Raw genomic sequence first — 7,497 nt, 5'->3', positions numbered from 1 at the left:
CGCCCGGGACGCCCAGCGCGCGGCCGACCGGGCGGAGCGCGCCGCCGACCGGGCCCGCCGCGAGGCCGGCTCGGCACGCGACCGGCTCGACGACGCGCGCGACCGGCTCGACGACGCCCGGGCGCGGGTGGCCGCGCTCGAGGCGGAGTGCGACGAGGCGCACGCCGAGGCGGAGCGCCGCTCGGATGCGGAGCGGCGCGCCGACGCGTCCGCCCGCGCAGCCCGCGCGGAAGCCGAGCGCGCGACCGCCCAGGCCGAGCGCGAGCGCGCTTCTGCGGACGTTCGGGACGGCTGATGCCCGGCGCGCGCGGCATGAGCCGTCCCGAACGTCAGCAGACGCGACGAGGCGACCCAGGGACGAGTGGCGCGCCCGGCGGGTGGAATGATCGACGGGTGGCAGCCGCGTCCCCGACCCCGCGAGGAGTGATCGCGACCGACGGCATCCGTCTCGCGACCTACGAGTGGGGCGATCCCGACGCTCCCCCGGTGCTCGCGGTGCACGGCTTCGCGTCGAGCGCGATCGTCAACTGGTTCGACACGGGCTGGGCACGCGACCTCGATCGAGCCGGGATGCGCATCGTCGCGCTCGACCAGCGCGGACACGGAGCGAGCGACAAACCGCACCGCGCCGAGGCGTACTCGATGACGCAGCTCGTCACCGACGTGCTCACCGTGCTCGACACCTACATGCTCGACGAGGCCGCCTACCTCGGCTACTCGCTCGGCGGGCGCGTCGGCTGGCAGGCGTGCCTCGACCTGCCGCACCGCATCCCGCGCGCCGTGCTCGGCGGCGTCCCCGACGGCCAGCCGCTGACCCGCTTCGACACGGATGCGGCGCGCGCCTACCTCGACGACGGCACGCCCGTCGGCGACCGGCTCACGAACGCCTACGTGACGATGGCCGACCGCATCCCCGGCAACGACCTCGTCGCGCTCGTCGCGCTCGTCGAGGGCATGAAGAACGACGCGGTCCAGCCCGACCCGGCCGACCCGCCGCGACAGCCGCTGCTGCTCGCGACGGGCACCGAGGACCCGATCATCGAGCGCAGCCGCGCGCTCGCCGACGCGGCGCCGCTCGGCGCGTTCGTGCCGATCCCGGCCCGCAACCATTTCACGGCGCCGGTCTCGCACCACTTCCGCCGCGACGGGATCGCGTTCCTGGCGGCATCCGGCGCCCGCGGCCCAGCGTAGGCGCCGCGGGCCCCCTCCACAGCGTGCCGTCGGCAGGCACCCGACAGGTCGGGCACCCGGCAGGTCAGGCACCCGACAGGTCAGGCACCCGACAGGTCGGGCACCCGGCAGGTCAGGCGCCGGGCCGCTCCGCCGGCGGCGACACGAACAGTCCGTCACGCACGTCCTGCTCCGCGTCCGCCTTCGCGAGGTAGTGCACCTTCTTGCCCGTCGCGTTGTACGGCACCGCGTCGACGAAGCGGTAGGCGCGCGGCCGCTTGAAGCGGGCCAGGTTGGGATGCGTCGAGGCGAACCGCTCGAGCTCGGCGGCGGCATCCGCGTCGTCCTCGGCGAGCACCCCCGGCACGCGCACGATGTACGCGACCACGAGCTCGCCCCAGCGGTCGTCGGGTACGCCCACGACGACGGAGTCCGCGACGCCGTCGTGCTCCTGGAGCACCCCCTCCACCTGCACCGGGTGCACGTTCTCGCCGCCCGAGATGATCATGTCGTCCTTGCGGCCGACGATCGTGACGAGCTCGTTCTCGTCCCAGGTGGCGAGGTCGCCCGGGTAGAACCAGCCGTCGCGGAACTTCGCGGCGTCGAGCTCGGGGCTCAGGTAGGAGTAGCCGCTCTTGAGGGTGCGCGCGGCGAACTCACCGATCTCACTGCCGTCCTTGCGCACGGTGTCGGTCGGCGAGGCGAGGCGGTCGGTGTACACCTGCACGACGGCGACGTCGTCATCCGTGGATGCGCGACCCGCGCTGCCCGCGCCCGCCGGCAGGTCCTCGGGGCGCAGGAACGTGTTCCAGAACGTCTCGGTGGTGCCGTAGCCGTTGAAGATGCGCGGCGTGAGCACGCGCTGCACGCGCAGCGCCGTGGCGCGGTCGAGCGGCGCGCCCATCGTCACGATGCCCTTCAGGGTGCCGAGGTCGCGCGCCCGGGCCTCCTGCTTGTCGGCGAGCGCGATGAGGGTCGCCGGCGCCCCGATCACGTAGGTGAGCTGCGCGCTCTCGACGAGGTCGAGCACGACGTCCGGGTCGAACTGGCGCAGCGTCACGTTCTCGGCGCCGACGTAGAACACCGGGTTCGGACCGCCCGAGTACAGGCCGCCGCGGTGGAACAGCGGGGTCATGTTGAGCGTCTTGTCGAACGGCGTCAGCGGGAAGTGCATGATCACGTCGTGGGCGCTCATCACCTCGACGAGGCTCGGCAGCGGCACGGGTTTCGGCCGCCCGGTGGTGCCGGAGGTGTACAGGCGCGTGGTCTCGTCGTAGGTCGTGGCCGGCGGCAGGCCCCGCGCGCCCTCGGCCCGCTCGTCGACCGTGAGGGGGGCGGATGCCGCGAGCTCGTCCCAGCGCACCGAGCCGTCCACGACGGGCCCGGCGCCGACCGCGACGAGCAGCTCGGGACGGTGGCCGGCGGCCGCGAGCGCCTGCTCGATCTCGGTCGTGCGGCTCGTGTCGTAGACGAGCACGTCGGGCACGGAGTCGTCGACGATGTAGGCGACCTCGCCCGGGGCGAGCCGGAAGTTCGTCGGGGAGAACACGGCGCGCAGCGTCTGGCCGACGAGGTAGGAGATCGCGATCTCGGGCGAGTTGAACAGCTCGACCATGATGAGCCCGCCGCCGCGCACGCCCCGGCGGTGCAGGCCGCCCGCGACCCGCAGCACGGTGTCCTGCAGCTGCGCGTACGTCCAGGTGCGGCCGCTCGCGGGCTCCGACAGTGCGCGACGGTCCGCGTACCGGTGGGCGTTGCGCTCGAACCCGTTCAGATACGTGAACGAGTGCTCGAACACCTCCCGGAACGCGCTCGGGTCGTACGCCACTCGGTTGCTCGTCCCGGTCACTCCGCCTTCGCCGTACGTCATCGCGCTTCTCCTCTCGCTGTCCGCGGGCACGGACGTGCCCGGGCGAGTCGCGGTCGGGGCTGTGAGCACTCGGGGCGGCTCGAAATGGGACGATACTCCCGCCGCCGCGCCCGCTCAGGCCAGCGTGCGCGTGAGGATCGCGAGGTCGAGCCAGCGGCCGAACTTGAAGCCGATCTGGGGCAGCAGACCCGAGCGCACGAAGCCCAGGCTCTCGTGCAGCCCGATCGACGCGACGTTGCCCGCCTCGATGTCGGCGAGCATGACGTGGTGCCCCGCGGCGGTCGCCCGGTCGATGAGCTCGGTCAGCAGCACGCGGCCGTAGCCGCGGCCCCGGTGGCCGTCGGCGAGGTAGATCGAGTCCTCGACGCTGAACCGGTAGCCGTGCTTCGACCGCCACTGGGCGTAGCTGGCGTAGCCGGCCACGTCCCCGTCGACCTCGGCGACGAGGATCGGCGAGCCGTCCTCGGCCTGCCGCGCGAACCACTCCTCGCGATCGGCCCGCGGCACCTCGTCGTCGGTCCACAGCGCCGTCGACTCGCGGATGGCGCGGTTGTGGATCGCGAGGATCGCGTCGAGATCGCGCTCCTCGGCGTCCCGCAGGCGCATCAGTCGCCCTCGGCGAGGATCCGCTCGACGCGCTCGACCTTCGCGTCGAGCTGCCCGGTGTGGCCAGGACGGATGTCGGCCTTGATGACGAGCGAGACGCGCGGGCTCACGGCGGCCACCGCATCCGTCGCCGCCTTGACGACCGCGAACACCTCGTCCCAGTCGCCCTCGATCGTCGTGAACATCGCGTCCGTGCGGTTCGGCAGCCCGGACGCGCGCACGATGCGCACGGCGGCCGCGACAGCATCCGAGACGGAGCCGTCGGCGTCGGCGGTCGTGGTGGGCGCGACGGAGAAGGCGAGGAGCATGGAGCCAGCCTGCCAGAGCGGCGCGTTACGGTCGATGCATGGCGGAGCACAGCGCGGGGATCCTGGTGTACCGCCGCCGCCCGCGCCCCGAGGTGTACCTCGGGCACATGGGCGGCCCGTTCTGGTCGCGCCGCGACAGCGGCTCCTGGTCGATCCCGAAGGGCACGCTGCTGCCCGGGGAGGCGCCGCTCGACGCGGCGCTGCGCGAGTTCGCGGAGGAGGTCGGCACGCCCGCGCCCGCTGCCGACTACGTCGAGCTCGGGTCGTTCCGCTACGCCTCGGGCAAGATCGTGACGGTGTTCGCCGCCGAGTCGGATGCCGTGCCCGTCGAGGCGCACAGCAACACGTTCTCGATCGAATGGCCCCCGCGCTCGGGGCAGCAGCGGGAGTTCCCGGAGATCGACCGGGTGGCCTGGTTCCGCCTCGAGGAGGCGCGGGATCGGCTCGTGGTCGGCCAGCGGTCCGCGATCGACGCGCTCGAGGCGCTCCTGACCCGCTGACCGCGGTCCCCAGCCGCGAGCCGCGGACCCGCGACGGCCGGCTAGCGGACGGCGCTGCGCTCGCGCCCCGCGCCGCCGAGGCCCTCGAGCTCGGCCCGCGCCGCGGCGACCTCCGCGCGCACGACGTCGAGCGCGCTCGCCCACTCGGCGACCTCGTCCGCGAGCTCGGCACCGCGCGCCTCGCGCTCCACGACGCTCATGGCGCCGAGCAGCTCGACCTGGGCGTCGCGCTCGTGCAGCCGCCGGTTCAGCTCCTCGGCGCGGTCGTGCCACGCGCGCCGGTCGGCCTCGAGCCGTTCGATCCCGGCCTTGCGGCCGAGGGCGCGCACATCGATCTCCGCGAGGGGCTCGAGCGGCACGTACGCCCGCGGCGGCAGCACGCTGTCGGGCGGCTCGGGCTCGCTCTCGCGCTCGACGCGCCGACGCTCGCGCCGGGTGGGCGCGGCATCCGTCGCACCGCGCGCAGTCGCACCGCTCGCCGTCGCACCGCTCGCCGTCGCGGGCAGCGCGAGCACGCCGCCGCTCCCCGCGGGCTCGTCCCAGAACCGCCAGTCCTCCGGCGGCGCCGGCCAGTGCGCGGGTGGCGCCCAGCCGTGGGGCGGGGTCCAGCCCTCGGGGGCGGGCGGCCAGCCCGGCGGGGTGCGGAATCGGCGGCCCGCGGCGCTGTGCTGGGTCATCGGTCTCTCGGGGGGCACTTCGGTCGTGGGGTGAGTCCATGCTGGCACGACCAGGCGGGTCGCTCGTGCGCGCCGGCGATCCGGCCCCACAGGTCCGGCCCCACAACGGGCGTCACGATCGCCGGCGCGAACTGAGCACTCGGCGTTCCCACGCGTGGTCGCGGGCGGATACCGTTGGGGGCATGGCCGAGTCGCTTCCTTCGCGCGAGATCCAGCAGCTCCTCGACACCGCGCTCGACCGCGCCACGACATCGCTCGAGGAGGACGGCGGCTTCTTCCCCTTCGCCCTGGCGATCGAGGCCGATCGTCCCGACGACGACGACGAGCTCGCGATGCTCGAGGCCGGCCCCGACGTCGAGGAGCTCGAGGAGGGCGACGAGGTCGAGATGGACGAGGAGGAGGCCGTGGAGGCCCTGCTCGAGGCCATCCGCGAGACCTCCGCGAGCTATCGCGCCGTGGCGATCGTGTTCGACTCGGTCGCCGACGACGAGTGGGATGCCGTGAGCGTCCTGCTCGCCCACCGCGACGGCGCGCCCGTCGACGCGGTGCTCCCCTATCGCGTGAGCGGCCGCAAGCGCGTGTTCGCCGACCTGGAGCAGGAACCCGGCAGCCTCGACGTCTGGTCGTGACGTCGTGGCCGTGACGCGACGCGCCGTGCTCGGCGACGCGCTGCGCACGCTCGGCACGCGCAGCACCCCGGCCGGCCGGCGCACCATGGTGACGCGCTCCCAGCTGCCGTTCGCCGTTCTGCTCACCGTTGCCCTCGGGACGATCCTGCTGACGGATGCCGCGGCGGCATCCGTGCTCGTCGCGATCCCGTGGGCGGTCGTCGCCGTCGTCACCGGCGTGCTGTACCTAGTGCCGTGGGAGGCGCGGGCCGAGTACACCGGCCTCGCCACCTCGCTCGTGGACATCGCCGCGCTCGTGGTCGTGCTCGTCGACCTCGACGGCCGGGTGCCCGAGGTCGCCCTCCTGCAGCTCATCCCCATCGTCGTGATGGCGTACTGCTTCGGCATCGCGGGTCTCGCGGCGAGCATCCTCTCGACGTTCGCGGTCGCGCTCGTGCCGGCCTCGATCCGGGCGGACGCGGCGCTCGCTCCCCTCGAGGTCGTCGGTCTGCTCGTGTCGGCCGTCGCGATCTCGCTCGTCGCGGTCGGCGTCTACGGCGCCGCCATCCTGCTCACCCGCGCGCAGAAGCGGTTGAGCGACGCCGTGGTCGCCGCCGACGACCAGAACACCGTCATCCTCACGGTGCTCGAGGCGATCGACGCGGGCACGGCGTTCGTGCGGTCCGACCGCTCCCTCGCGTTCACCAACTCGGCGTTCCGCGAGCTCGTCGAGCGCTCGCGCGTCGATCCGGAGACCCTCGCGGGCACCCGGGTGTTCGGCGCGGACCGCACCACGCCGCTCGGCCCCGAGGACCAGATGATCGCGCAGGCCCTGCGCGGGGAGTACTTCGACTCCCGGCTGCACTGGGTGGGCGAACCGGGGGCGCAGCACTCCGTGCTCGTCTCCGCGCGCCCCGTGGTGCGCGCCGACGGCGTGCTGCTGGGCAGCGCGTTCGTCTCCAAGGACGTCACCGAGCTCACGGATGCGATCCGGGCCCGCGAGGACTTCCTGGCGGGCGTCTCGCACGAGCTGCGCACGCCGCTCACGTCGATCATCGGCTACCTGGAGGTCATCCAGGACTCCGTCGACGCCGGCACCCTGGGCGTGCAGCGCGAGCTCGACATCGTGCAGCGCAACGCCACGCAGCTCATGATGCGCATCGGCGACCTGCTGCACGTCGCCGACGAGACCGTGACGATGCGCGCGCGCCCCGCCGAGGTCACCCGGATCGCCGAGCAGGCGGTCGGCGCGATCCGCATCCGTGCCGAGAGCGCGGGCCTCGAGCTGACCTGCGCGCTGTGCCCCTCGTTCGAGGCCACGATCGACCAGAACCGGTTCGCGCAGGTCATCGACAACCTGCTCACGAACGCGGTCAAGTACACGCCGCGCGGCGGCCACGTGCGCCTCGTGCTCGACAACGACGACGAGCGGATGACGCTGAGCGTCGCCGACGACGGCATCGGCATCGCCGAGGACGAGCAGCCGCGGGTGTTCGAGCGGTTCTACCGCACGGAGTCGGTGCGGGGCGGCGCGATCGGCGGCGCCGGGCTCGGGCTGTCGATCGTGCGGCGCATCGTGCAGGGCCACGGCGGCGAGGTCGGCGTGGTGAGCGCGCCGGGCGCCGGGTCGACGTTCACCGTGGTGCTCCCGCTCTCGCCTCCGCCGGGCTCCCCGGCGCTGCCCTGACGCGAGCGTCTCGGCCGGCTCGACGGGTGCAATCTGCCAGATCGGCCCGCCGGGTCGCGCGGGGGGCCAGA

At 73.8% G+C, this 7,497-nt stretch carries 9 protein-coding genes; 5 read left to right on the top strand and 4 right to left on the bottom strand.

Features of this window, described 5'->3' with window-relative positions; genetic code table 11:
• On the top strand, window positions 1-295 hold a 295-nt coding region (locus QT381_RS12670; RefSeq protein ID WP_502877519.1), incomplete at its 5' end, for a hypothetical protein.
• A gap of 98 nt (window positions 296-393) precedes the next feature.
• Window positions 394-1,191: an alpha/beta fold hydrolase gene (locus tag QT381_RS12665; protein ID WP_289249393.1), complete on the top strand. Its 798-nt coding sequence runs from the start codon at window positions 394-396 to the stop codon at window positions 1,189-1,191.
• A 112-nt stretch (window positions 1,192-1,303) separates the two neighbouring features.
• Here QT381_RS12665 and QT381_RS12660 read toward each other — a convergent pair whose 3' ends face one another.
• The 3 genes from QT381_RS12660 to QT381_RS12650 form a co-directional block, all read right to left on the bottom strand.
• Window positions 1,304-3,040 (bottom strand): class I adenylate-forming enzyme family protein, encoded by a 1,737-nt coding sequence (locus tag QT381_RS12660; RefSeq protein WP_289249392.1) that lies wholly within the window; start codon window positions 3,038-3,040, stop codon window positions 1,304-1,306.
• A 114-nt stretch (window positions 3,041-3,154) separates the two neighbouring features.
• Complete coding sequence (locus tag QT381_RS12655) at window positions 3,155-3,646, bottom strand: GNAT family N-acetyltransferase (RefSeq protein ID WP_289249391.1); 492 nt, start codon at window positions 3,644-3,646, stop codon at window positions 3,155-3,157.
• Complete coding sequence (locus QT381_RS12650; protein ID WP_289249390.1) at window positions 3,646-3,954, bottom strand: thiamine-binding protein; 309 nt, start codon at window positions 3,952-3,954, stop codon at window positions 3,646-3,648. Before QT381_RS12650 ends, QT381_RS12655 begins: the two co-directional genes overlap by 1 nt.
• 38 nt (window positions 3,955-3,992) lie before the next feature.
• On the opposite strand from QT381_RS12650, the gene QT381_RS12645 reads away from it, so the two are divergent.
• Entirely contained in the window at window positions 3,993-4,454 is a 462-nt protein-coding gene (locus QT381_RS12645) for an NUDIX hydrolase (protein ID WP_289249389.1), read from the top strand.
• Between the two features lie 41 nt (window positions 4,455-4,495).
• Here QT381_RS12645 and QT381_RS12640 read toward each other — a convergent pair whose 3' ends face one another.
• Window positions 4,496-5,131 (bottom strand): hypothetical protein, encoded by a 636-nt coding sequence (locus QT381_RS12640; protein WP_289249388.1) that lies wholly within the window; start codon window positions 5,129-5,131, stop codon window positions 4,496-4,498.
• Window positions 5,132-5,313: 182 nt separating this feature from the next.
• Between QT381_RS12640 and QT381_RS12635 the strand changes: the two genes are divergently transcribed.
• Window positions 5,314-5,760 (top strand): hypothetical protein, encoded by a 447-nt coding sequence (locus tag QT381_RS12635; RefSeq protein ID WP_289249387.1) that lies wholly within the window; start codon window positions 5,314-5,316, stop codon window positions 5,758-5,760.
• A 10-nt stretch (window positions 5,761-5,770) separates the two neighbouring features.
• A complete protein-coding gene (locus tag QT381_RS12630) occupies window positions 5,771-7,426 on the top strand; it encodes a sensor histidine kinase (RefSeq protein ID WP_289249386.1) in 1,656 nt (551 codons plus the stop codon).
• The last annotated feature ends 71 nt before the right edge of the window (window positions 7,427-7,497 follow it).

The organism is Galbitalea sp. SE-J8 (genome assembly GCF_030345695.1).
Taxonomy (GTDB): Bacteria; Actinomycetota; Actinomycetes; order Actinomycetales; family Microbacteriaceae; genus JAUASV01.
The sequence above is the reverse complement of the archived record's forward strand: the minus strand, read 5'-3'. Positions and strand labels throughout refer to the sequence as shown.

Excerpts from the sequence above, each read along its gene's own strand:
- QT381_RS12655 (WP_289249391.1), bottom strand. The coding sequence starts at position 3,646 with ATGCGCCTGCGGGACGCCGAGGAGCGCGATCTCGACGCGATCCTCGCG.
- QT381_RS12635 (WP_289249387.1), top strand. The coding sequence starts at position 5,314 with ATGGCCGAGTCGCTTCCTTCGCGCGAGATCCAGCAGCTCCTCGACACC.
- QT381_RS12650 (WP_289249390.1), bottom strand. The coding sequence starts at position 3,954 with ATGCTCCTCGCCTTCTCCGTCGCGCCCACCACGACCGCCGACGCCGAC.
- QT381_RS12660 (WP_289249392.1), bottom strand. The coding sequence starts at position 3,040 with ATGACGTACGGCGAAGGCGGAGTGACCGGGACGAGCAACCGAGTGGCG.
- QT381_RS12640 (WP_289249388.1), bottom strand. The coding sequence starts at position 5,131 with ATGACCCAGCACAGCGCCGCGGGCCGCCGATTCCGCACCCCGCCGGGC.
- QT381_RS12645 (WP_289249389.1), top strand. The coding sequence starts at position 3,993 with ATGGCGGAGCACAGCGCGGGGATCCTGGTGTACCGCCGCCGCCCGCGC.